Annotated in this window: 22 protein-coding genes and 4 pseudogenes; 11 read left to right on the forward strand and 15 right to left on the reverse strand. The window is 56.4% G+C overall.

What is annotated here, in order from left to right:
- Together tnpB and HHL08_RS23805 are read left to right on the forward strand one after the other, a co-directional pair.
- The coding region (gene tnpB / locus HHL08_RS23800) for an IS66 family insertion sequence element accessory protein TnpB (RefSeq protein WP_206378067.1) at positions 1–398 on the forward strand (398 nt) is incomplete at its 5' end.
- A 59-nt stretch (positions 399–457) separates the two neighbouring features.
- Complete coding sequence (locus tag HHL08_RS23805; RefSeq protein WP_169575400.1) at positions 458–628, forward strand: hypothetical protein; 171 nt, start codon at positions 458–460, stop codon at positions 626–628.
- Here the strand turns inward: HHL08_RS23805 and HHL08_RS23810 are convergent.
- Positions 588–1,035: pseudogene (locus HHL08_RS23810) on the reverse strand (IS110 family RNA-guided transposase); the annotation flags it as partial. The gene HHL08_RS23805 and the pseudogene HHL08_RS23810 overlap by 41 nt on opposite strands.
- A gap of 72 nt (positions 1,036–1,107) precedes the next feature.
- Here HHL08_RS23810 and HHL08_RS25815 point away from each other — a divergent pair.
- A pseudogene (locus HHL08_RS25815) lies at positions 1,108–1,257 on the forward strand (IS630 family transposase); the annotation flags it as partial.
- 44 nt (positions 1,258–1,301) lie between these two features.
- Positions 1,302–1,592, forward strand: a pseudogene (locus tag HHL08_RS23815) (IS1634 family transposase); the annotation flags it as partial.
- A 368-nt stretch (positions 1,593–1,960) separates the two neighbouring features.
- Here HHL08_RS23815 and HHL08_RS23820 read toward each other — a convergent pair.
- The 4 genes from HHL08_RS23820 to HHL08_RS23835 form a co-directional block, all read right to left on the reverse strand.
- The gene (locus tag HHL08_RS23820; protein ID WP_119748733.1) at positions 1,961–2,806 is read right to left on the reverse strand and encodes a fumarylacetoacetate hydrolase family protein; all 846 of its coding nucleotides are present in this window, start codon (positions 2,804–2,806) and stop codon (positions 1,961–1,963) included.
- Between the two features lie 139 nt (positions 2,807–2,945).
- Positions 2,946–3,425, reverse strand: coding sequence for an EamA family transporter (locus tag HHL08_RS23825; protein WP_169575402.1), 480 nt, complete (start codon positions 3,423–3,425; stop codon positions 2,946–2,948).
- A gap of 24 nt (positions 3,426–3,449) precedes the next feature.
- Positions 3,450–3,899, reverse strand: a complete 450-nt coding sequence (locus HHL08_RS23830; protein ID WP_188062312.1) for an EamA family transporter — start codon at positions 3,897–3,899, stop codon at positions 3,450–3,452.
- A gap of 398 nt (positions 3,900–4,297) precedes the next feature.
- Entirely contained in the window at positions 4,298–6,511 is a 2,214-nt protein-coding gene (locus HHL08_RS23835) for a TonB-dependent receptor (protein WP_262504175.1), read from the reverse strand.
- 349 nt (positions 6,512–6,860) lie between these two features.
- Between HHL08_RS23835 and HHL08_RS23840 the strand changes: the two genes are divergently transcribed.
- Both HHL08_RS23840 and HHL08_RS23845 read left to right on the forward strand, forming a co-directional pair.
- Positions 6,861–7,460, forward strand: a complete 600-nt coding sequence (locus tag HHL08_RS23840) for a transposase (protein ID WP_169575404.1) — start codon at positions 6,861–6,863, stop codon at positions 7,458–7,460.
- The gene (locus HHL08_RS23845; protein ID WP_169575405.1) at positions 7,450–7,800 is read left to right on the forward strand and encodes a hypothetical protein; all 351 of its coding nucleotides are present in this window, start codon (positions 7,450–7,452) and stop codon (positions 7,798–7,800) included. The genes HHL08_RS23840 and HHL08_RS23845 overlap by 11 nt, the downstream gene beginning before the upstream one ends.
- A gap of 198 nt (positions 7,801–7,998) precedes the next feature.
- Here the strand turns inward: HHL08_RS23845 and HHL08_RS23850 are convergent, their stop codons facing one another.
- Genes HHL08_RS23850 through hpaH form a run of 3 tightly spaced genes read right to left on the reverse strand, consistent with a single transcriptional unit; the run spans position 7,999 to position 10,784 of the window.
- Entirely contained in the window at positions 7,999–9,168 is a 1,170-nt protein-coding gene (locus HHL08_RS23850; protein WP_088190072.1) for a CaiB/BaiF CoA transferase family protein, read from the reverse strand.
- Entirely contained in the window at positions 9,165–9,959 is a 795-nt protein-coding gene (locus tag HHL08_RS23855) for an HpcH/HpaI aldolase family protein (protein WP_088190073.1), read from the reverse strand. Before HHL08_RS23855 ends, HHL08_RS23850 begins: the two co-directional genes overlap by 4 nt.
- A 9-nt stretch (positions 9,960–9,968) precedes the next feature.
- Positions 9,969–10,784 carry a 2-oxo-hept-4-ene-1,7-dioate hydratase gene (hpaH, locus tag HHL08_RS23860; RefSeq protein ID WP_088190081.1) on the reverse strand — a complete coding sequence of 272 codons (816 nt, stop codon included), beginning with the start codon at positions 10,782–10,784 and terminating at the stop codon, positions 9,969–9,971.
- Positions 10,785–10,933: 149 nt separating this feature from the next.
- On the opposite strand from hpaH, the gene HHL08_RS23865 reads away from it, so the two are divergent.
- Positions 10,934–11,797 (forward strand): alpha/beta fold hydrolase, encoded by an 864-nt coding sequence (locus HHL08_RS23865; protein ID WP_235955277.1) that lies wholly within the window; start codon positions 10,934–10,936, stop codon positions 11,795–11,797.
- Between the two features lie 84 nt (positions 11,798–11,881).
- Positions 11,882–12,427, forward strand: a complete 546-nt coding sequence (locus HHL08_RS23870; RefSeq protein ID WP_096063892.1) for a TIGR02444 family protein — start codon at positions 11,882–11,884, stop codon at positions 12,425–12,427.
- A gap of 113 nt (positions 12,428–12,540) precedes the next feature.
- Here HHL08_RS23870 and HHL08_RS23875 read toward each other — a convergent pair whose 3' ends face one another.
- The 3 genes from HHL08_RS23875 to HHL08_RS23885 all read right to left on the reverse strand — a co-directional run bounded on the left by HHL08_RS23875 (position 12,541) and on the right by HHL08_RS23885 (position 14,976).
- A complete protein-coding gene (locus tag HHL08_RS23875) occupies positions 12,541–13,023 on the reverse strand; it encodes a YybH family protein (protein WP_169575406.1) in 483 nt (160 codons plus the stop codon).
- Between the two features lie 137 nt (positions 13,024–13,160).
- A complete protein-coding gene (locus HHL08_RS23880) occupies positions 13,161–13,448 on the reverse strand; it encodes a DUF1330 domain-containing protein (RefSeq protein ID WP_169575407.1) in 288 nt (95 codons plus the stop codon).
- 202 nt (positions 13,449–13,650) lie between these two features.
- Positions 13,651–14,976 carry an LLM class flavin-dependent oxidoreductase gene (locus HHL08_RS23885; RefSeq protein WP_169575408.1) on the reverse strand — a complete coding sequence of 442 codons (1,326 nt, stop codon included), beginning with the start codon at positions 14,974–14,976 and terminating at the stop codon, positions 13,651–13,653.
- Positions 14,977–15,284: 308 nt separating this feature from the next.
- On the opposite strand from HHL08_RS23885, the gene HHL08_RS23890 reads away from it, so the two are divergent.
- Together HHL08_RS23890 and HHL08_RS23895 are read left to right on the forward strand one after the other, a co-directional pair.
- Positions 15,285–16,178 carry a DMT family transporter gene (locus HHL08_RS23890; protein ID WP_235955280.1) on the forward strand — a complete coding sequence of 298 codons (894 nt, stop codon included), beginning with the start codon at positions 15,285–15,287 and terminating at the stop codon, positions 16,176–16,178.
- Positions 16,179–16,200: 22 nt separating this feature from the next.
- Positions 16,201–18,090 carry an AMP-binding protein gene (locus HHL08_RS23895; protein WP_088190077.1) on the forward strand — a complete coding sequence of 630 codons (1,890 nt, stop codon included), beginning with the start codon at positions 16,201–16,203 and terminating at the stop codon, positions 18,088–18,090.
- Between the two features lie 98 nt (positions 18,091–18,188).
- Here HHL08_RS23895 and HHL08_RS23900 read toward each other — a convergent pair whose 3' ends face one another.
- Positions 18,189–19,391 (reverse strand): acyl-CoA dehydrogenase, encoded by a 1,203-nt coding sequence (locus HHL08_RS23900; RefSeq protein ID WP_088190078.1) that lies wholly within the window; start codon positions 19,389–19,391, stop codon positions 18,189–18,191.
- A gap of 272 nt (positions 19,392–19,663) precedes the next feature.
- On the opposite strand from HHL08_RS23900, the pseudogene HHL08_RS26210 reads away from it, so the two are divergent.
- Positions 19,664–19,963 (forward strand): annotated as a pseudogene (locus tag HHL08_RS26210) (acyl-CoA thioesterase domain-containing protein); the annotation flags it as partial.
- Positions 19,964–19,977: 14 nt separating this feature from the next.
- Here the strand turns inward: HHL08_RS26210 and HHL08_RS26215 are convergent.
- The 3 genes from HHL08_RS26215 to HHL08_RS23915 all read right to left on the reverse strand — a co-directional run bounded on the left by HHL08_RS26215 (position 19,978) and on the right by HHL08_RS23915 (position 22,784).
- Complete coding sequence (locus tag HHL08_RS26215; RefSeq protein WP_328804751.1) at positions 19,978–20,595, reverse strand: hypothetical protein; 618 nt, start codon at positions 20,593–20,595, stop codon at positions 19,978–19,980.
- Positions 20,596–20,754: 159 nt separating this feature from the next.
- Positions 20,755–21,627, reverse strand: a complete 873-nt coding sequence (locus HHL08_RS23910) for an alpha/beta fold hydrolase (protein WP_088189883.1) — start codon at positions 21,625–21,627, stop codon at positions 20,755–20,757.
- Positions 21,628–21,842: 215 nt separating this feature from the next.
- Positions 21,843–22,784, reverse strand: coding sequence for an MlaD family protein (locus HHL08_RS23915; protein ID WP_169575410.1), 942 nt, complete (start codon positions 22,782–22,784; stop codon positions 21,843–21,845).
- Positions 22,785–22,823 lie beyond the last annotated feature (39 nt).

The raw sequence follows: 22,823 nt of genomic DNA on the forward strand, positions 1-22,823 counted from the left end.
AAACGAACCTCATTCCCGCCCGAAACCACTGTCCCGGAATTAGCGGAATCGCTGTCCCGTATTTACTGAAATCACTGTCCGCGAATTACCGAAATCCGTGTCCGGGAATTTGCGAAACACGCACCTTGGCCCTGCAGATACAGCAGAGCTTCAAGCGGGACCCCCATGCCGGTGATCTCTATGTCTTCCGAGGGCGCCGGGGCGATCTGTGCAAGATCCTGTGGCACGATGGCATTGGCATGTCGCTCTATGCCAAGATCCTGGAGCGCGGGAAGTATATCTGGCCGTCGGCTGTAGACGGGGTAATTGCCATCTCTGCCTCCCAGCTGGCTTGCATGCTTGAGGCGATCGACTGGCGTAACCCGCAAGCAACCTGGCGCCCGACACTGGCCGGATAATCGGTGTCGGGAGGCTAAAAAGCTAGAGATTCCGGTGCTTTTCTGCTATGCCTTTAGGCATGGGTGACGCGGCGCAAGCAGAGATCCAGAGCCTTCGCGAGCAGCTTGCCGCAGCCCAGGCGGTCGCCGCCGAGGTGGCCCGGATAAAAGCGATCAACGCCGATCTGGAAGCCCGCAATGCCCTTCTGGAACCCATCCATATTCTGTCAGATGCCCACGGATTGCATTAATGAGCTGGGTCCGCTGCCGCACCAGAAGGTCCCGAGCCCGAAAGACGAGACCTGCCGCCTGCTGCTCCTCGCTTTTCACGGCTACAAACCGCATGTTCGGTCTCTGAGCCGCCTCACAAATCGCCTCGGCATCGACCGCATCATTTTTATGACGCTTCACGAACGGCTTCACATACTGGCGGAATCAGCCGTACCTCATGGCCGATATGCGCCAGTTGGCGCGCCCAATGATGAGCTCCGCCGCAGGCTTCCAGCGCGACCACGCATCGGGGTTGAGCGGCGAAGAACGCAAGTAACTTGCCGCGGCTGATCCGTTTGCTGAAGAGCGCGTGCCCGCGCGCATCCGCACCGTGAGCGTGAAAAACATGCTTGGCGATATCCAACCCAATTGTGCTAACTTCCGACATGGACGCCTCCTCAAGTGGTGTTCAACACCTCCACTATGGCACATCGATGCCGCCGGGGGGCGTCCACCCCATCAGTTCATGCGCGATAAGTGGCTGTCCAACCGCATCTTCACATCCCACGACAACATCATCGACCTTTGCTGCGAAGCCTGGAACAGGCTGATTGATCAGCCATGGCGCATCATGGCAATCGGAAGCCGCAAATGGGCGCGTGGGTCATGATCACTGCAGGTTGGTATTAGCGTGCAGATACGTTACTTTCGTGTAGTCACCCCATCTTCCATCAGTCCGATGCCGCTATCCGCGGCCATGTGTTTGTCTCGTTCCTCGCTCTGACGCTGGCCAAGGAACTGACCCGCTTGTGTCAGGAAAAGGGCTTGCAGCCCGAATGGCAGCCGCTCCTCAACGATCTCGATCGCCTTCAGGAAGCCACCATCGAAAAGGACGGCAAGGTCATTACCACCCGCACCCACGTTTCGGGCCAGGTGGGGAATGTCTTCAAGGCAACCGGCATCGCGCTGCCGGCCAATATCAGCGAACTGCCGCCGCGAACCTGAGCCTCTGCAAGCTCAACCAAACTCAAAAATGTAGTGGTAATACTCGCGCCGGTGCGTGCATGTCATTGAACAAAAATGCCTTTTCCAAAAGCACTGTTCAAGTTGGGCATGACGCATCTCTGCCTCCTGTCAGACCCAATGAAGCAGATCAGGCGATCAAATGCGAGGGGTTTTTGGAGGTGCCCACCTGCGCACGGTTGGGGTAGACAGCGCTATTTCAATCGAAGTTCCCTAGAGGAGGGTTGGACGTGGCCCACGGTTCGATTGTTCAGGAGCAGGTTGGCTTTGCTGGGCGCACTAGGGGTTCCATCATCGCTGGACGAACTCGGAAAGCTGATCGACTGGGTAGGTGAAGCAGAAAGAAACGATCAGCCGTCGCTGACGATCGTATTTTCGATCACCCCAACGTCTGACACCTCAACGCGGACCACATCGCCCACTTTGAGCAGGCCATTAGTTGCCGCGCCTACACCCGATGGCGTGCCCGTCGATAGGATGTCACCGGGTTCTAGAGTCATTACCTGCGACAGATAAGCGATCTGATCGTAAATGTTGTAGATCATGTCGCCGGTCAGGGTAGACTGCCGCTCTTCACCATTGACCGTGAGGCGGAGCGTTAGTGCGTGTGGATCAAGGATTTCGTCGTCGGTTATGATCCACGGACCGATTGGGCCATGCGTGTCAAACGACTTACCGAGCGTGAAAGTGGGTGTGCGGTGTTGCCAGTCGCGTGCCGAGACATCATTGGCGACGGTGTAGCCAGCGATCACTGAACGTGCATCTTCTGGCAGCACATTGCGGCAACGCTTGCCGATCACTACAGCAAGCTCGGCCTCATAGTCCAACGCATTCGAAACAGCCGGATAAACGATCGGTGATGCTGGGCCAGTGATGCACGACACCTGCTTGTTAAACCACAGCTGGCTTGTTGGCACGGGTATACCAGCTGCGATCGCCTCTTGCGCATGCGCTTGATAGTTCATACCGATCGCCAGAAACTTCTGCGGATCGGTGATTGGGGCTTCGAGAATGACGCTCTCCAGCGGGAGCGCCGGTTCATCTGCCGCTTCAATTGAGCCGCGGATCTCGGGCAGATCGTTCAGCAACTGCCGCATTGAGCCATGCGGCGCTATCGCACTTAGATCGACAACATTGGTGCCCACGACTTTGCCCAACCTGGTAATTCCGTTCGCAGTGTACCGAACCAGTTTCATATTCATTCCTCCCATGAACTACTTTTTCGCTACTTTGATAGGGCACTTCAGAACAAGGTACAAAGTATATAATCTAGTTGAAGACCTAGGCACGGTTGGGGTAGACAGCGCTATTACAATCGACGTTCCCATAGCAATTTCAAAATCGGGATGCTCTTTGTTCACGCACAGCGTCCACAGCGAAGAAGATCAATCCGGACCAGATGGATCCGAACGTGAACAGGTGCAAAAGACCGAAAGGTTCATGGAATAAGAGGACGGCCTGCAGGAACTGGAGCGACGGGCCAATGTACTGGAATTGGCCTGCAAGCGAATATGGCATCTGTTTGGCTGCGACTGAGAAAAGCAGCAGCGGTACCGCCGTTACGAATCCAGTAAAAATCAATAGTACGTTGGTAGATGAGTCGCCGCCAAACACCGGTATCCCGTTTTGGGAACTTAGAAATAGCCACGCTATCGCTAGCGGTGCCATGAGAGATGTTTCGATCAGAAGGCCGCAAAGTGGATCCAAAGGAGCAACCTTTCGGATCAAGCCAGCGATGCTGAATGTAAATGCCAGAACCATCGCGATCCACAAGCTGTTGGGGCCTTTTCCAAAAGCAAGGGCGACTACACCCAAAGCAGCCAGGCCGACGGCAAATGTTTAAAGCCGCGTCAAGCGTTCGCCCAGCGCCACGACGCCAAGAACCACGGTTATCAAAGGGGTTATGAAAAAACCGAGACTGGTCTCGAGTATACGATCGTTCAGAACGGCCCAAATATACACGAGCCAGTTCACTCCAATGAGCGCCGCAGTCGCAGCAAACAACCCGACCAGACGCATATCAATCGTCCGGCGTAGCGAGGTCCATCGCCCGAGCAGGCTGACGATAATTGCTAAAAGAAAAACCGACCATAGGACACGATGTGCCATGATCTGGCTCGGCGGCACTGCCTGCAATTGCTTCATGTAAAACGGCATGGCTCCGTAGATCAGATAGGCCAAAGTTGCGTAAACAATACCGGATCGCAACCTTAGTTTCTGACCGGAAACCTCAGGATCTGCCGTCTTTCTCAAGGTAATACTCTTTCGATCAGAAATGCGGATTAACATGCTTGAACTAGTTCATCATCCCTATTAATTTTCCTCCGAAATGACGGGGGGATTACGTCGTCCGATCGACCGTGGTTCTATTGCTGTTGCTACGCATCCTTTAGCCCGACGGCACTTGACCTTCCTTCGCCTCGGCCTTTTCGCTTCCGAAAACAAGTTGAGGTAGCCTAAATTGCCCTATCTGCTAAACCCCTAAAACTGGTATCAGGGTTGGCCAAAGATCGCTGACAGATCGCGACATAATTACTCTTGCTCAAAGGAAGAGCGGGTGCTCTGATCGCCCGCTCTTCGTCACGGAGTCACTACGCTGTTAAAGCGCTCTCAAATCTTTTCACGATCGATGTTGCTCAACGCTAGGATCAACCGCGCCTGTCAAACATTCTCGTTATGTCGCAATGTCAGAATCGAACCTCGAACGAAGCACCTATTTTACGCGGTTGTTCGTAGAAACCGTCGGTACTGAAGGCACCCGGGCGAATAGTCTGGAAGACTTTTTCGTTAGTCAGATTGGTGACCCACAAGCTCGCCTTCCAGGCCTCGCTGTCGGGGGTCCAGAAAATCGAGGCGTTCGTAAGTGTGTAGGAGGGTTGAGAAAAAATGTTCAGGAAATCGTAATATACGCGCGAACTCCAAGAAAGATTTGCGCCTGCGCCGAATGTACCTCCACCCATCGCGGTTGTATAATCCGCTCCAAAGTTGCCCGACCACTTCGGCGCCCTGGTCATCACGTTGTCGGACGCATCGGCGGTAGCAACAATGTTTCCGCCGGTGGCCCGGGGAATAAAACCCTGCGCCGCTGTGAAGTCCTTATAACGGGCATGCGTGTAGGCTACAGCAGCACGAAGTTTGAGGCCGTCAAATGGCGAAATGAAGGTTTCCAGTTCTCCGCCATAAATCTCTGCGTTTGCGGCATTCTGTAGAATGTAAGCTGGGCTATTAGCTGCTCGGGCCTGCAGTTGCAGGTTCTTATAGTCGTAGTAGTAAGTTGCGAGGTTTATCCGTAGCCAGGGCAGCGGGTCAGTTTTCAAGCCCACTTCATAGGCAGTGATTTCTTCAGGAAGAACCGGAGTACTCAACGTCGCAGCCATGTTGTAGACGCCGCTCTTGAACGCCGTGCTGTGAGTCGCATAAACGTTCGTGCGTGATGTAATTTCGTACCGGGCACCGACCTTGTAGTTGAACTTATTAAAGGTTTTGCTGACATCATTTACGACCGTATTTCCGTTCAGAATTTGCGTAAAGCTGCGTTTTTCGGTTGTATAACGTCCGCCAAGCGTAACGAAAAGGCCCCCAGCAAGCTCGTAAGTTCCCTCGCCGAAACCAGCAAATGAGCGACCCGAGAGTTCGGGTTGAAGGTGCGGACCTACCAGGGGACTTGGTGGGGTTGTCGTCGAAAATGGGCTAAGATTAGAATGACCGCCGAACTGATAGAAATATCCGCCGACAAGCCATTGAAACGGGCCCGCGTTTGTAGAGCTCAGTTTGAGCTCAGAGCTTCCAGATTCTGTAGCGAATAAAGCAGGAAAGTTGCCAAAGTCGATATTCGAGGCATCAGAGTCTGTTTCTTGGTACCAGCGGAGATTGAGAAAACCACTAGTCGACTCAAGGTTAACGGTTCCCAGATCGACTGAGACATGTAACGCCGCAGTCCATCGGCGTAAGTCAAGTACTGGAACGCGGGTAAGCGAGGTCTCCCAAGGGCCGCGCGGCAGAATTACACCGGGAAATGCTCGACCTAAGGTGTTTCCATCGATCGGTTGTGGGGCATTTGTCGTGCTCTGCTGATCGAAAAACTCTCCGGTCAAAACCACCTTGACGTTGTCGGCTGGTTTTAGCAGAAGTTTGCTGCGGAGGTCGATGACACGCTGACCGCCCAGCGTTCCGCCGCGCACAAGGTCCTTGATATAACCATCGTTCTTACGGAAGAGCGAGGCGAAGTCGAGCGCCGCCGTTTCACTGATCGGTCCCGTAACATACATTCGCGCGTCGTAGTCTCCGGCATCATTGCGCATACGGCCCACTCGAACTGAGGCCTTGCCACGAAAATCAAAACTCGGGTCAGGCGTGATTACATTAATAAGACCGCCAGTTGCGTTGCGTCCAAAAGTTGTACCTTGCGGACCGCGCAAGACCTCGACGCGCTCGACTTCGACCAGATCAATCCAGTTCGCTGCCGATTCGGGCTGATAAACGCCGTCAACATATGTCGCGATATTTGGCTCGTCACCGATCGAGATGCCGGTCGAACCGACCCCGCGGATCACCGGCTGGAACACGCCCATGTTGCGGCTGCCGATGAATCCGGGAACCACTTGGGTCAATGTGCGAAGGGTCGAAACATCCGCTGCCGCCAAGCCGGCTCCAGTAATGGCGGTGACTGCGACCGGCACATCCTGAAGGCGCGCCTCCCGACGGGTGGCGGTAACTACGATGTCCCCGAACGCCGAAGCCGGTTCTTGTTGCTGCGTCGAGGCAAGCTGAGAGCCCGTAGTTGGAGCCTGACGCGTTTCCCCAGCAGCATCCTGTGCGATCGAAGCCGATGAGCAAAGCATTGCGCCCATGCAAGCACCTGAAAACAACACAAAACGACTCTGGTTATATTCCCGTTTCACGACATCTCTCCCCACTTTTTGACTGCAACTTATTTCAAGTGTCAGCTTACATGCATTCTATATTCGGCGAATAAGCGCAGCACGAATGCTTCCCGCCTCTGGTGCCGACTTCGAACCTTGACAACGGCCCTCTGCACCGGTTTGCTAGAAAACGCAATGTACATTATGCAAAGGAGATCGACTCTCCGCGATTTTCTCAGGTGGGTTAGGGCCTGAATCGACACAATCGACTGTGACGAAGGCACCGGCTGATTACGATGTGCAACTGAAGCTGGACCCCCGCAAAAACTCTGGCGGATTTGGGGCATTCGTGATTCATTGATTGGGTAGGCATCGGAAGTTATGATCCATGGACCCCGAGTCTCTTTTCAGCCTGCATGACCATCTTGAGATGCTGAGCCGTCATGACGATCCGCTTGATGTTCTGGAACGGACCGGGGACTTTGAGTATTTGCGGGTCTGGCTGGTCGATGGGCTGAGTTATGGCGATAGCAGCACGGGCGGTCGTCCGCCGTTTGACCCTGCCGCGATGTTCAAGATCCTGATTATGCAGCCTCAACATAATCTCTCCGATGCCCGGATGGAGTATATGATCCGGCCACCGGCTGAGCTGGATGCGGTTTCTGGGTTTTGCGCTCGGCGATCGCACCACCGACGCAACACCATCCGGCACTTTCGCAACCGGATGACGGAGACCGGAACGCTCAAGCGGGTGATGAAGGCCTTCGACTGGCAACTGCACAAGAAGGCCTACATCGGCATGTCGAGGCAGATCATCGATGCCAGCCTGGTGCCAGCACCCAAGCAGCGCAACACCGATGACGAGCGGCAGGCCATCAAGGATGGCGAGTCGGCGCAGGATATCTGGCCTGATAACCCGGCCAAGGCGGCACAAAAGGAACACAGATGCGCGCTGGACACTCAGGATCGGCGGGAAGGTGCGCTATAAGGATGGCAAGCCGCTGCCGATGTCGCCTTGCCGGTGTTCGGGTATAAAAGCCATATCAGCATCGACCGCCGGTATGGCTAGCCGATCGCATGCTGACCAGTCGCATCCACCGTCGCAAGCCCAAAGGAAAGTCCATGCCAAAGGCCACCGCCCGCGCAAATGCCGCAAGTCCGCGATCCGTGCCAGGATCGAGCATGTGTTCGCGCATCAGAAAAACCGGTTCGGGCTGTTCATCCGCACCATCGGAATCAAGCGGGCTGAGGCGAAACTGACATTGGCCAATCTGGCCTATAACTTCAACCGCCTGATCTCCCACGAACGACGCGCCGTCAAAGCATGAATCTGCCCTGAAACCCTGAAACGGCTATGTGAAATGTCCTATCCGGTGACCGAAAGCCGCCCGCGAGAGCGCCCAGCGCCGCGCTCATACCGTCATCACCGCAACGGCAGCATCAAAACGCCGGTTTTTGCGGGTGCCCAGCTAATCGCCTCGGGGCACCCATGCGACCTGCACTCGCCCCGCTCGACCTTATCCTATTTAGAAGTCGAATTTGACGTTCTCGGGAACGCCGGGGGCGGGATCGTCGGCAACCATCCTCACCCCATCGATTACGATAGGGCTGGCCACCCCGGGCTTTCCATCGTGTTCAATCGCCATGCCTCTCGCGATAACCTGCGGGTTCGCAAATACCTCGTCCAACTCATTGATCGGACCTGCAGGAATCCCTGCACCATCGAGCCGTTCGAAGAGATCGTCCCGGCTCCATTTCGCGGTGATCTCTTCGAGCGCTATGATCAAATCCACGCGGTTGCGGATCCTTTGTGGATTATTGCTGAACCGCTCATCTTCGTGCAGTGTCACGTTCAGTACACGACAAAGCGCAGCAAACTGGCCATCGTTCCCGACTGCGATGATCAGATCTCCATCACGGGTCGGGAACGCTTGATAGGGTACCAAATTAGCGTGGCCATTGCCTACCCGGCGTGGCACTACTCCCGAGGTCATCCAGTTGAGCGCCTGATTACCCATGACGCTGACTTGGGTATCTAGCAGCGCCATATCGATATGTGCGCCGACGTGCATTTCGCGACGCCGGTTCAGTGCTGCCAGAATTGCCACCGCGCTGTAGACCCCGGTGAAAAGATCGGCGGCAGCGATCCCGGCCTTCTGCGGCTCGCGCTCCGGTTCACCGGTCATCGACATGAGCCCGCCCATCGCTTGTGCGATATAGTCATATCCCGGGCGGGCAGCATATGGCCCGGTTTGCCCAAACCCGGTGATAGAACAAGTAATGAGATGTGGATTAAGCGCTGACAACGAGGGATGATCAAGTCCGTATTTCGCCAGCCCCCCGACCTTATAATTCTCGATCATGATATCGGCCCCTCCCGCAAGACGGCGGATGGCAGCCTGACCCTCGGGGATTGTGATATCAATCGCGATGGACCTTTTTCCCCGATTAGCCGAATGAAAATAAGCCGCACCAAGGTTATCGCCACCGTCGGACATTACAAAGGGTGGCCCCCAATGTCGGGTGTCGTCTCCGCTTCCAGGGCGCTCTATCTTGATCACTTCGGCGCCGAGATCTGCAAGCAGTTGCCCGCACCATGGCCCGGCAAGGATCCTGGCAAGCTCAAGCACCCTGATGCCGGCAAGCGGCTTTCCAGATGCTTCGCTTTGTGCGGAGCGCCAGTCACACTGCTTCATTTTGCACCAGCGACCGCTGTATCGATGCGGCAACGCCAGTCCCGCGCAAGGTCTCCTGCGGCCTTTGCCAAAGTGAAAGAGTCTATACCCACCGCTAGGAACCGGGCACCGCCTTCCAAATATTGCTGCACCAGACGCTCATCGCGCGACAGGATGCCGCAGGGAATGCCGGTGGCCCGAATTCGGTCGAGAGCCGCTCCGGTGGCCTGGGCGAGAGCTGAGGCGTTAGCGGGCCCGAGCAGGCCGAGCGAGGCAGCCAGATCAGCAGGGCCGATAAACAGTGCATCAATGCCATCGACTGCCGCAATGGCTTCGAGATTCTTGATCGCTTCGGCCGTCTCGATCTGGGCGATGATACACAGTTGCTCGTTCGCGTCTGCCACATAAGCGGGAAAGCGGCCCCAGCGTGCGGCACGCGCACCACCGATCCCGCGATCGCCGTCCGGCGGATAGCGCGAAGCCTTTACGATTGAAGCTGCTTGCGTTGCGTTATCAACCATCGGAACCATGATCGTCTGTGCACCTAGGTCCAGGATCTGGTGGATCGTCACCGGATCGTGGCCAGGAACGCGCACGATTGCTGAGCAGTCCGATACGGTGTCAACCGCGCGCAGTTGATGGGCAATCCCTGGCAGCGTCTGCGCGCCGTGCTCGGCATCGATCAGAACCCAATCGTAGCCAAGACCTGCGCAGATTTCCGCGATGTCGGGATTGGCGAGCGCGAGCCAGAAGCCCAGCTGCGGCAAGCCGTCACTGAGTTTATTCTTGAAGTGGTTTTGCGGTGTCAGCATCGCCCTGCCTCAGATAAACCGGAAGCCTATGGCACCCAACGGCCCGAAATCGGCGCTGAACACATCACCCGGGCGGGCTTCGACAGGGCGGGTGAACGAACCACCGAGCACCACTTCGCCCGCCTCGAGCGTCTGGCCCCATGGCGAGAGCCGGTTGGCTAGCCACGCCACGCCGATTGCCGGATTGTTGAGCACGCCCGCAGCAACCCCAGTCTCCTCGATCACACCGTTCCGGGTCAGCAGCGCACTGACCCAGCGCATGTCGATCTTGTCAGGTCGCATCGGCAACCCTCCCATGATAATCCCGGCGTTGGCGGCGTTGTCACTTATAGTGTCCTGCACTTTGCGACGCCCCCCGGTTTCGGGGTCAGTAGGAAAGGTGCGGCTGTCAATTACCTCCACTGCGGGAATAACATATTCGGTCGCCCGGAGTACGTCAAAGATGGTCGCGCGGGGCCCTTCGATCCTTCTGCCCAGCACGAAAGCAAGCTCGACCTCGACCTTGGGAGTGATAAACCGTTCACAAGGCACGTCGCTTCCTTGCTCAAACACCATATCATCGAGCAGTGTGCCGTAATCGGGTTCGGTAATTCCGGCAGCTTGCTGCATCGCTCGCGACGTCAAACCAATCTTGTGGCCGATGACCTTTCTCCCAGACGCGAGCTTAAGGTCTACCCATCGTTTGCTGATGCGATAGCCGTCGGCAATGGACATTTCCGGACAGCGCTGTGAGAACTGGCGGATCTGCTGACGCGACTGTTCGGCCTGATCGAGTTCAGCCGCAAAAACGCCGACTTCGGCTTCGCTGAGACCCGCCCCGACCATGCCGGGTCCGTCACTGCGGCGGTCCATAAATTGCTCCTCATCCCCGATCTGTATTGGCAAACGCATTGCACAGTTATAAACGCTAGTCTATAGCCCGGCGGCAGAACAGACCGTACTTGGCAGAACGACACTTGATTTGGAGGAGAGGCATGATGGCAGGCGATACGAGCGTGAGAGAAGAGAAAATAACCGGTCGCGGACTGACTTCTCACACCCTGCTTGCCGGCGACCGGAGCAAGCCTGCTATTCTTCTGCTGCATGGAGCAGGGCCGGGTGCCCATGCCGGTTCCAACTGGCTCCACCTCATGCCCGACTTGGCGGAGAATTTCTTCGTGATCGCGCCCGACCTAATTGGCTTTGGGCAGTCAGTTATACCTGAACCTTGGCCAGACAACGTAATGGCGTGGATCGGAACGCGAGTTGAACAGTGTTTCGGCTTGCTTGAAGCGCTTGGGATCGAAAAGGCCCACGTCGTCGGCAACTCGATGGGCGGTGCGCTCACCTTGCAGATGATGAGCGAAGAGCCCGACCGTATCGATCGTGTGGTCCTGATGGGGTCGATCGGCGCACCTGGCCCGCGGACTCCGGAACTAATCCGTCTGCTTTCCTTTTATTCCGATCCTCGGCCGTCCCGTTACCGCCAGCTGATGCACAGTTTCGCGCATGATGCCGACAAATTCGAAGGCATGGAGGAGATCGTCAGTAACAGGTACAAGATTGCCACCGATCCCGAGATTATGAAGACTGCGGTCAAAATGATCGATTCGATGAAGCAGGGAATGGAGGGGCTTAATATGCCGCCGTCGATGCTTTGCAAGATGCCGCATAAGGTTTTGATCTTCCACGGAAGGCAGGACCGCATCGTTCCGCTCGACACCAGCCTGTACCTTATAGAGCATCTGAAGCATGCCGAACTGTACGTACTCGACCGGTCGGGCCATTGGTCGCAGCTCGAGCGCTGGGACGTCATGCGCCCGATGATGGAAATACATTTCGGCGCGCGCACCTTCTGATGCTTCCGTTGTTCCGGCATCGGGTTGCCGGGCGGGCGTGATGCTCTGCATTCGTTTGTCTGGTTCGGCGTGGGGGTGACCAATATGGCCCAGACAGCGGCCTCGGCATTTTGGCAGTTCTCGCTGGATCTGTATGCTAGGCCGCACGTGTCCACGCTGTGCCTCGCGTTGCAGGATAAACATGGCTTCGATGTCAACCTGTTGCTGTTCTGCCTGTGGTCGGCTCAGGTTTCCAAAGTGGCGCTCGATAGTTCCGAGATCAGTGAGCTTCTTGACAGAATATCGCCGCTCAATGACAACCTTGTGCATCCCGTGCGAAGCGCCAGGCGATGGGTTCGCCTGTGCATCGCCGGATCGCCGGAGACCGATCCTGCCGTTGGACTGGTCAAGGTCTACGCGTCGCTGAAGGCGGTCGAACTGCAATCGGAACGCCAAGTCCAGTCAGCGCTGGCCGGTCTTTCGCGGCAAACTGCCAACCGGGATCGGACCACACAACAAAGCGCTGCATCGGCGAATTTATGCATTTACCGTCAGGTAATCGCGGCACCCGACGCAGCGGCCGTCCTGTTATCGCAATTGGTCTTTATGGCTTTCGCGCCACCTATCAAACCCGGCGTTTCGCTGACATGATACTGAGGGACAAGCTCGAAATTTTCATCGCTGGGTCAATCATCCTTGCCTTGATTTAGGCCGCATCTTTCCCGTCCACGCGGCTAATAAACGAACCTGGTGGCACAGTTACCTTAAACGGGTGCGTCAAACACCGCCTTACCGGTCGTGGGATCGAATGGCACCGAAAGATTGTGGTATACAATCAGCCATTTTCCGTTGACCTTGCGGTAACAGTCGACCTGCCGGAAAACCCAGTCCTGAACTTTGTTCATAGCGATATTGGTGAACACGACCCGCTGGGTACTGAAAGCATAGGCGATGTCATGATCTGTACTGATAGACATTTTAAGGATCGTAGCTCGCAGATCTTTAGTTCCCGCAAAGAGCGTGGTCGCCGCGGTGGCCACCGCTTTGCTGCCTCGGGCCTGGCCTGGAAAGAATGCATCCATCACAGCGTCAGGCGCGAAATCTTTCAAAAATTCCTCTGCGGTCTGCGCAGCAGCCATGTCTTGCTCGATCTTCAGAATCTTTGCCTCATCGGGATTTTCTGCAGCGTGAGCGGTGCTCGCAACTGCAAGCAGCAAAGGCAGGAACGCTGCTCGGATGGATTTCATCACGCATCTCCACATCTTGTTGCGGTCAAATGACTGGTGCAGTCTATTCTAAAATGCAGCAAGTATACAAGAATTGAGCGAACCTTCCGAACCGGTCGGCGGGCAGGCTCCGCCTCGCTTCTTGACCGGCACCAAGATCAGGTGCCCTCAACGATAAATGCCGCACTGGTAGAGGCAGAAAGCCTCATCGAAGCCAGTTTTTGATATTCGTCGGATCGGTACCAGCTCTGAGCCTCCTCAAGAAAAGCAAACCGGATAATCACTGCTCCCTTCGGAGGCGATCCTTCCAGAGTTTCGGCGACGACCGGGCCGGCCATGAACGAAACGCCCTGCGTCCCAAGCAGATACTGAGCCTGTTCCTTATATTGATTCATCAACTCCGGATTCGAAATTTCCCCGGTCACGATGACGACATAAGCTGCCATATTAGTATCTCCTTGCCTAAGCTTTCGGCCCATTGTCATGAATTCAGTCCGCAAAGATCGAAACCCATCGCTCGAGCACGGTAAGCTAACATGCTCGGGAAACTATCCGTCATCGGTTAAATTTAAACGGGATACAACGGTTAGGCGAAACTTCTCTATCATGGCTCCTGGTTGCCTATTACCAGATATGCATCTCCGGCATTCAGTCGAAAAAGCGGTTGCTTGGGCGGGGGAGGCCCAAATGGTCACGCAGCGTCGTGCCTTCATACTCGGTTCGAAAAAGGCCGCGCCGCTGAAGTTCCGGGATGACTTGATCCACGAAAAGGTCGAGCCCTTCAGGCAAAAAAGGAAACATGATATTGAAGCCGTCGGCCCCAGACTCGTACAGCCACTGCTCCATATCGTCGGCGATCGACGCCGGCGTGCCTACGAACGCGAGACCGGCATAACTCCCAGCGGTCGCCGCCAGTTGCCGAATGGTCAGAGTCTGTGTTCTGGCCATCTCCAGCAATCTGTCGCGAGCGGTCTTGCTGGCATTCGTTTCGGGAATTTCGGGCAACGGGCCATCGGGATCAAAGCCCGAAACGTCAAAGTTCAGCGCACCCGACAGCGAATGGATGCCGCTGTCATAATGGACCAGGCTGTCAAGATGCGCTCGCTTGGCTCGTGCTTCCTCGATCGTATCGCCCACCACGACAAAGGCGGCAGGTAGAATCTTGAGAAGGCCGGGATCGCGTCCGACTCTTCTCATCCTGTCCTTGACGTCTGCATAGAAGCGCTTGGCGCCTTCGAGCGTGTTTTCGGCCCCGAACACGGCTTCTGCCGTCTCGGCGGCGAGTTGGCGGCCCGGTTCGGAAGCACCTGCCTGCACAATTACGGGCCAGCCCTGCACGGGGCGCGCGATGTTGAGTGGGCCGCGCACCGAAAAATGCGCTCCCTTGTGGCGGAGCACATGGAGCCGATCCGGATCAAAATAGATGCCGCTTTCAGCGTCGCGGACAAATGCGTTGTCGGCGAAGCTATCCCAAAGTCCGGTAACGACATCGTAAAATTCGCGCGCACGGGCGTATCGCGCAGCATGATCGGGCTGGTCTTCATAGCCAAAATTCTTCCCATTGTCGGGATTGGCTGTCGTAACAACGTTCCATCCTGCGCGTCCGCCGCTTAAATGATCGAGCGACGCAAACCGCCGCGCGACATGGAATGGCTCCTCGAAGGTTGTCGACGCAGTAGCGACTAAGCCGATCCGTTCCGTCACCCCGGCAAGCGCCGAGAGCAAGGTAAAAGGCTCGTATGACGTGACGGTATGGCTACGTTTCAAGGCTTCAACCGGCATATTGAGAACGCCTAGGTGATCGGCCATGAAAAAAGCGTCAAATTTGCCCTCTTCAAGCTTCTGGGCGAAGCGCTTCAAGGCAGCAAAATTGAAATTGGCGTCATGTATCGCGCCGGGATAGCGCCATGCTCCTGTATGCATACTAACTGGGCGCATGAAAGCGCCGAGGTGAAGCTGTCGAGAGTGAGCCATGTTCAATTTCCTGTAACCCGCTGGTAGGTGCGCCGATGATCTGCGCGCTCGGCGTGACCGTCACAACGGTACAAATGATCGAGATGCTTCCAAGGCGACAGATCTTACGCCGTTTCCCTGATTTATGCGGTCCGGATCCAAACTGGGATCCGCACTTGGTTGACAGCGGCGTCCCAAAATCATATGGGAAACGCGATGCACAGTATGCAAAATAAAATGCAATTGCAAGATGCTATAGCTCAGCAAGGAGATAGGACATGAGTGCTTTTGCGCGATACGTCTCCTTTATCCGGTGCTCGGCGCCAGCAATGTGGAACTCCCCGACTTTGCTCCTTTGCGTCGCGTCCGTCTGCTGGGCTATGAACCCAATTATTGGGCGGGCGGTGCGCGACCTTGCGTCTCCTTTGTCACTCGCATTCTGGCGGTGGATGGTCGCTTTTTTGTGCGTGCTACCCTTCGCCTGGCGTCATCTCAAGGTTGACGTCCAAACGCTGCGTGCTTCCTGGCTCCTTGTCACGCTGCTCGGTTTTTTCGGTGTCGGGCTGTTTGCCTACATCGTCTACAGCGGCCTGCAATACACTACCGCTACAAACAACCTGCTGTTGCAATCGATCATGCCGATCATGATCCTTTTGATGCCGACGGTGCTGTTTGGGGAGCGGCTGCTACCCCTCCTCGCTTTAAGCGCTGCGATGTCGTTCGCGGGGATCATGTGGATCGTGACCAAGGGTCATCCCTTCAATCTAGTAGGGGGCATCTCGGTCAATCGCGGGGACTTGCTTTCCGTGGCAGGGGTATTTCTCTATTCGGCTTATGCCACCTTCCTTCGCAAGGTTCCGGCTGTACACCACCTCTCATTGCTAGCGGCGCTGTTCGCGATCGGCGCCGGCTCGCTGGCACTTCCCTACATCTCCACGCTGGCCAGAAATGGCCTGTCGATGCCGCCAATGAAACTGGCGGCGGCCATACTGTATGTCGGAGTTTTCCCTTCGCTCGTTGCTTACGCTCTTTTTAACCGTTCGGTGACGCTGATCGGATCCGTTCGTGCCGGGGCCTACATGAACCTCCCGCCAGTCTTGGGTGTGGGCCTTGCGATGCTGCTTCTTGGCGAAGGCATTGCATCCTATCATTTCATTGGTGCCCTTCTAATCATCGGCGCGATCGCCGTTTCACGCGGGTACCGCCCCAGAGCCAACGCGTGATCAGACCAAGAAAGTACTAGATATGACGGTCGGACGAGGCAATCTGGAGTATAGTGATATTTATCGTCGGGCCTCCGAAGACCCGGTGGGTTTTTGGGCGGAGGCCGCGCGCGCGATCGACTGGTTCGTTAAGCCCCGGCTTGTTTACGATGAACAGAAGGGTTGGTTTTCCGACGGGATCCTCAACACTTGTCATAATTGTCTAGACAGGCATGTCGACGCTGGTCGTGGCGATGCGGTAGCGCTGACCTATGACAGCCCAGTCACCGGCGCACTACGATCCTTCACCTATTCGCAACTTTTGTACGAAACCGGGCGGGTGGCAGCGATGCTAGCCGCGCTGGGTGTGACCAAGGGCGATCGCGTCGTCATCTTCATGCCGATGATACCTGAGACGGCATTCGCGATGCTGGCCTGCGCGCGTCTCGGGGCGATCCATTCCGTGGTGTTCGGCGGATTCGCCGCGCCGGAGTTGGCCAAGCGTATCGACGACGCCAAACCGAAGCTTATCCTGACCGCTTCGTGCGGGATAGAGGGCACACGGGCGATCGCCTACAAGCCACTGGTCGATGAGGCTGTTGCTCTTTCGTTGCAGGGTATCCAGCATGTCGTCCTTCTGCAGCGCGACCGGCTGGCTGCCGATCTTGATCATGCCCACGATATCGACTGGCAGGAATTGCGCAGCCGCACCGCCGGTGAACCTCAGCCTGCCTGCGCGCCGGTAGGCGCGACCGATCCGCTTTATATCCTCTACACGTCGGGGACGACAGGAACGCCTAAGGGTGTCGTAAGAGAAAACGGCGGCAACGCGGTGGCGCTCTCATGGTCCTTGGCAAATGTCTATGGAATTGGCCCGGGCGACGCCTTCTGGGCTGCATCCGACGTCGGCTGGGTCGTGGGCCACAGCTATATCGTCTATGGCCCGCTGTTGGTTGGCGGGACAGCCATCCTGTTCGAGGGAAAGCCGGTCGGAACGCCCGATGCCGGCACCTTTTGGCGGACGATCGTGCGCAACAAGGCAAAGGCTTTTTTCACCGCGCCCACTGCCATTCGGGCGATTCGCAAGGAAGACCCTGAAGCGAAATTCCTGAAGGACATCGGCACCGGTGATTGCCGTGTGATCTTCCTTGGCGGCGAACGTGCTGACCCCGCGACCATCGCCTGGCTCGAACGAGCAAGTGGATTGCCGGTCATTGATCACTGGTGGCAGACCGAATTGGGATGGCCGGCCATTGCATCGTGTTTTGCCATAGGCGACTTGCGTCGTAAACCGGGCAGCGCTGGACATGCGGTGCCCGGATATGAATTTGCTATCCTCGATGACTATGGCAGTCCAGTGGACGATGGCGAAAATGGCAATGTTGTTATTCGCGCGCCCCTTCCGCCTGGTGCCTTCCGTACATTGTGGAACAACCCGGCCGGATTTGCCAAAAACTTCGCCAGTTTCCCCGGCTTCTACGAAACCGGTGATTCCGGCTATCGCGACGACGCCGGCTTTCTCCACATCATGGGACGTACCGATGACGTCATCAATGTCGCGGGCCATCGCCTTTCTACCGGACAGATGGAGGAGATTGTGGCGCGACTCCCTGATGTTGCCGAGTGCGCGTTGGTCGGCGCGAAAGATCCTGTCAAAGGCATGGTTCCTGTTGCATTCGTAACCACGCGCAGAGGTTCGGCCGATGATGGGATAATTTCCAAGCTCGCGATCGACGCTGTTCGCGCCGAGTTGGGTGCCGTGGCGGCACTGAAAACCGTTTACGTTGTCGACCAATTGCCAAAGACGCGCTCTGGCAAGATTCTCCGGAACCTTTTGCGGAGGATCGTCGATCAGGAACCTTTCACTCTGCCGCCGACAATAGACGACGCCGATATACCCCAGGCCATCGCCTTGCGAGTGAATGGCGCCTGATCATTGTTTACGTGGCCGCGAACATCCCGGTCAAACCGGAAGAACCGATTTAACGCGGTGCCCCGCTCCGAGCTTGAACTCCACCCAGCGGCGAACCCTCAGAAAAAGGCCTGCAGACCCGTCTGAGCGCGTCCCAGAATCAGCGCATGGACATCATGCGTACCCTCATAGGTATTAACCGTCTCCAGGTTCATCATGTGGCGTATAACCTGATAATCCTCTGAAATACCGTTGCCGCCATGCATGTCGCGGGATTGGCGGGCGATGTCGAGCGCCTTCCCGCAATTGTTGCGCTTCAAGATAGAAATCATCTCGGGCTCCATCCGCCCCTCGTCGAAAAGGCGACCGACACGCAACGAGGCCTGCAGTCCCAGCGCAATTTCGGTCTGCATGTCGGCAAGCTTCTTCTGAAACAGCTGGGTCTGCGCGAGCGGCCGCCCAAATTGCTTGCGGTCCAGGCCATATTGGCGCGCGGCATGCCAGCAGAACTCAGCTGCGCCCAACACACCCCAGCTAATGCCATAACGAGCTCGGTTCAGGCAGCCAAACGGCCCGCCGAGGCCCTCGACATGCGGTAACAGCGCTTCCTCGCCGACCTCGACCTCGTTCATGATGACCTCCCCAGTAATAGAGGCGCGAAGCGACAGCTTGCCACCGATCTTGGGCGCCGACAGTCCTTTCGTTCCCTTCTCCAGGACGAAGCCGCGGATATTGCCACCGTGCGCATCGGACTTCGCCCAGATTACGAATACGTCAGCGATCGGCGCGTTGGATATCCAGGTCTTCGCACCGTTGATCCGGTAGCCGCCCTCGATCTTTGTCGCGCTGGTAGTCATGCCGCTGGGGTCAGATCCGGCTTGGGGCTCTGTCAACCCGAAGCAGCCTATCCATTCTCCCGACGCGAGTTTCGGCAGAAATCCGCGCTTCTGTTCTTCCGAGCCATAGGCAAAGATCGGGTGCATCACAAGCGACGATTGCACCGACATCATCGAGCGATACCCCGAGTCGACGCGCTCCACCTCGCGTGCAATTAACCCGTAGGCGACATAACCGACTCCTGCGCCGCCATACTCGGGCGGAACCGTGGGACCAAGCAGTCCAAGCTCCCCCATCTCGCTGAAAATCGCAAGGTCCGTCCGCTCCTCTCGGAACGCGTCAATGACACGCGGTTGTAGCCGCTCTTGCGCGTAGCTCCGCGCAGCATCACGGATCATGCGTTCGTCACTGGTGAGCTGGTCGTCAATAAGAAAGGGATCAATCCATTGAAAGCTCCCGTGTACTTGTAGCTCAGGTTCGCTCATTTCCGGACCTTTATTTTATTGCTCATTAGAATAGAAGCTTGGCCCGAAACTGCCCTATCGAAGCACTCCTCCAGAGACAATTCCAAATGCATTTGGTCGACCATATCAAAGTTTTTTTGAAAGCGGCATATGAATTATTTTTCGGCTTCAGTGGCACTGTTCCCATCAGGCTGAACAAACTGGCATTGTTGCGCTGATGGAGCCGATTGTCGAGCAGAGTGCTTTGACGATCAAATGTTTGACGCGACCCGACCGGTCGCTACAGCGCGACCATGTCTTTTTTTAAACGCCTTGATGCAAAGCGATTCCGCCCAACAGACCTTGTCAGTGGCGCCTGGAACGTCCGTGAGCAGCATGTAGCACCCGCATTAGGTTTGCTCGCTCATGCTATTGAACTTGACCATGCAGTTCGTCGTGACAGCATACTGACGATGGCTCGCGTTTCCTACGACATCCTCGGCACTCTGCCGATCGATGAATTCGAAATTGACGTGTCGGTGATCAGGCCAGGACGGACCATCGAGCTGGTCGAAGCGCGTCTAAGCCACGCCGCGCGAGCCATTGTGATCGCACGGGCGTGGCTTCTTCAAACGCCGGATACGTCCGCCATTTCTGGAACACCGGTGTTGGCTATCCCAACCCCCGAGACCTTAGCCTTGTGGAAGCCAGAGACATTGTGGCGGGGCGGATTTGTCCGATCTATCGAGGTTCGTCGGTCATTGCTCGGAGTAGGCCGCGCCTGGTCCCGAAAGTTCAGCGGAGCATGGCTGAAACTTGCCGACAGGTGGTGCTCAGCGAGCCAAATGCCCATCTGCTCAACGAACGGTTCATACTGATCGTAGCTGTATAAATGCCCGCCACCGTGAAGCGACAATGCTTTGGCGATAACCAGCGAAGTTACTCCGGAACCTAGTTCCACAACATTTTTCGGTTGTCGGACTTCAATCTCATCAACAATCCTGTGAAGAAGGTAAGTGTCTGCTTTCCAGCTGCCAAGATGAGGCAAGGCGTCCTGTTCAAGGTTTATACGCTCAAGAACAGCATTTTTTTCAGCTTTGTTTCCCCCATAAAGGCTTTTCAACAGCCAAGGCCATTGGATGAGCGCAAAGAATAGCTGGAACAGGGTCTCGCCCTTTGTGCGCGCGGTGCCTGTTTCCCGCGGCATCTTTTTGGCCAGCATGCCGGTCAGATTTTTGGTCGTCAACTTTCGTCACCTTCGTTATGGATAGCAGTCCAGTGAGCGAGGCAGCAGCCAGTTACCGAGTGTCATCTTAGGCAAACCCACCAATGTATGGCGCTCTACACAGCAAGTCGTCCGACCCTCGATGATCAGGAGCAAATCTCTTCTCCCATGCTCGTCCCTCTAGAAGCTGGACTGGCGCCCTAAAAAGCCGAGAATTGCGGCAGAAAAGGCGTCGTTTGCATCGCCTGCAACCATATGCGTGGCATCGATAATGTCGGTATATTCAGCATGCGGTGCCAGTTCGCGCAGATGTTCGACAGCGCCTTCCGAGACAAGATCACTGGATCCGCCCCTGATCAGATGCAGCGGTAGCGTCAAATTAGCGGCAGCCTTGTATAATATATTGACTTGCTGCTCCTGATGCGCGGTGTCGCAGCAATGTGCAGCCACCATATTGCGAATAAATGCTGGATCCCAGTGCCAGTAATAGCGGCCATCCTCTTTCTGCCGGAGATAGTGCCGTAGGCCATCGCCCGCTCTGCGCTTGCGACGATGTGGCATGTAGCGCGCAATGACTTGTGCAGCTTCTTCCGGAGACGAAAAGCCAGTCTCGACATGTTCTTGCATGAAGCTGACCACCCGCATCACGCCGCCCGGCTCGATACGCGGGGCTATATCTACAAGAGTGAGCGATGCGAAGCTGCCTGGGGCGAGGTCTCCTTCTGCTATCATTCCGGCAAGGCCGCCGAGGGAGGCGCCTACCAGAGCCGGTTTGCGATCCATTCCTGATGCTACCGCGACGAGATCGGCCGCAAAGTCGCGCACGTCATACGCACCTGCGCTCGACCAGTCGCTGTCGCCATGCCCACGCATGTCTATAGCGATAGCGCGAAACCCCGCCTCGACCAGATCTTGCACTACCCGCTTCCAGGCGCGGCGAGTCTGACCCGCCCCGTGGGCAAGCAAGACGGGCATCGCCCTGCATTCGCCCTTCACTTCAGCAGCCAGGCTGATACCAGCGGCTCCATCGATTTTGCAGTTCTTCCCGGTCATCCACCAGTCTCGATCCTGCAGGCCCGATTGAAGATAAACCCCTTAGTCCATTTTTGGCTCTGCCTTTGCGCCACTTCAGGACGTTGCATCCACTCACGCGCGAAGAATTGAGAGGGTCGTTCTATCGTCCTGAGTTCGTGCTTCACAGAAGCTGATTGCGCGCCTGTGCATGAAGACGAGGGTCGGTCTGTTCCTGAGCGGTCGATCGCGATCATCTATTTCCTTTCCCCAGTCGTGGGACGGTAGTCAGGTAGTTTGGGAGATCCCACGCCTTCCCGGTCAATCTTCTTGGCCGCATCGCCCACGCGTCGAACTGGTTCGCGAACGGCGCGGGCGGTTTCGGCGATTTGTTGCGCATCCCCTTCCAATTGCCTGATCCGGGGCCGTGCGTGCGAAATGGATAGGCCCAGAGACCGGGCTTTGCCTTCGGCATCATGCAAGGGCCGGCCGAGGCTGTCGTGAAGACCGCCCCGCGATGCCTCGAGCCTCAGGCGAAGCCTCTCCGCGTCGTCTCCCGCCCGAGCCATTACATTCCCTAGAGAATGGATCCTGTCTTCCTGCAGGGCCTCCCCCGCGATTTGACTGACATCGCTTTTCCAGTTCCGCGAGCGCAGCGCGAGTTGGCCAAGACGTTCCTCGATGGATCGCTGACCGGCAGGGTCCAGTTTCTTTGAGATGCTATCGGCACCTGACGATATCTTGGCGATCATCTCGCCTGGATTGAGGTCGCCGCTGAGGAGGCCGCCGGTCTTCACTGGTACAAGCGGGAATGGCTGTCCCGCTTGAACTGTAAGTGCTGGTTCACGCTTGTTGCTTCCCGCCAGGCTTATCTCTGCCGATCCATCGAAGAATGATTTATCGACCGACGCTGTCACGCCGCGATGGAGTAAGATGTCCTTGGTAAGGACGAACCGGACCACGACCGTATCCGGATTTGAAGGTTGGAGCCGGACCTGGGTTACTTTCCCAACGGGAACACCAAGAAGGTTGACGCCCGATCCGATTTGAACGCCGTCGACCGATTGTTTAAACTGCACCTCATACGTGGCCCCGTCAGCCTCACGTGACTGGATGAGCCACAGGGTGAACCCAATGACGGCGGTTATGAGCAGGCCGACAACAAGGCTCACCTTCAACCAGTTCGAACGCGTTTCCATGTGACCTAGAAATCCTGGAGCCGGTAGCGCGACAAATGA

Origin of the sequence: Sphingobium psychrophilum, from assembly GCF_012927105.1 — a bacterium.
GTDB classification, from domain to species: Bacteria; Pseudomonadota; Alphaproteobacteria; order Sphingomonadales; family Sphingomonadaceae; genus Sphingobium; species Sphingobium psychrophilum.

Coding starts and splice junctions, on each gene's coding strand:
- HHL08_RS23865 (WP_235955277.1), top strand. CDS start 10,934: ATGATGGCAGGCGATACGAGCGTGAGAGAAGAGAAAATAACCGGTCGC.
- HHL08_RS23830 (WP_188062312.1), bottom strand. CDS start 3,899: ATGTTAATCCGCATTTCTGATCGAAAGAGTATTACCTTGAGAAAGACG.
- HHL08_RS23910 (WP_088189883.1), bottom strand. CDS start 21,627: ATGACCGGGAAGAACTGCAAAATCGATGGAGCCGCTGGTATCAGCCTG.
- HHL08_RS23820 (WP_119748733.1), bottom strand. CDS start 2,806: ATGAAACTGGTTCGGTACACTGCGAACGGAATTACCAGGTTGGGCAAA.
- HHL08_RS23850 (WP_088190072.1), bottom strand. CDS start 9,168: ATGAAGCAGTGTGACTGGCGCTCCGCACAAAGCGAAGCATCTGGAAAG.
- HHL08_RS23870 (WP_096063892.1), top strand. CDS start 11,882: ATGGCCCAGACAGCGGCCTCGGCATTTTGGCAGTTCTCGCTGGATCTG.
- HHL08_RS23915 (WP_169575410.1), bottom strand. CDS start 22,784: ATGGAAACGCGTTCGAACTGGTTGAAGGTGAGCCTTGTTGTCGGCCTG.
- HHL08_RS23805 (WP_169575400.1), top strand. CDS start 458: ATGGGTGACGCGGCGCAAGCAGAGATCCAGAGCCTTCGCGAGCAGCTT.
- HHL08_RS23855 (WP_088190073.1), bottom strand. CDS start 9,959: ATGCTGACACCGCAAAACCACTTCAAGAATAAACTCAGTGACGGCTTG.
- HHL08_RS23840 (WP_169575404.1), top strand. CDS start 6,861: ATGGACCCCGAGTCTCTTTTCAGCCTGCATGACCATCTTGAGATGCTG.
- HHL08_RS23890 (WP_235955280.1), top strand. CDS start 15,285: ATGTGGAACTCCCCGACTTTGCTCCTTTGCGTCGCGTCCGTCTGCTGG.
- HHL08_RS23895 (WP_088190077.1), top strand. CDS start 16,201: ATGACGGTCGGACGAGGCAATCTGGAGTATAGTGATATTTATCGTCGG.
- HHL08_RS23880 (WP_169575407.1), bottom strand. CDS start 13,448: ATGGCAGCTTATGTCGTCATCGTGACCGGGGAAATTTCGAATCCGGAG.
- HHL08_RS23875 (WP_169575406.1), bottom strand. CDS start 13,023: ATGAAATCCATCCGAGCAGCGTTCCTGCCTTTGCTGCTTGCAGTTGCG.
- hpaH (WP_088190081.1), bottom strand. CDS start 10,784: ATGGTCGGGGCGGGTCTCAGCGAAGCCGAAGTCGGCGTTTTTGCGGCT.
- HHL08_RS23885 (WP_169575408.1), bottom strand. CDS start 14,976: ATGGCTCACTCTCGACAGCTTCACCTCGGCGCTTTCATGCGCCCAGTT.
- HHL08_RS23900 (WP_088190078.1), bottom strand. CDS start 19,391: ATGAGCGAACCTGAGCTACAAGTACACGGGAGCTTTCAATGGATTGAT.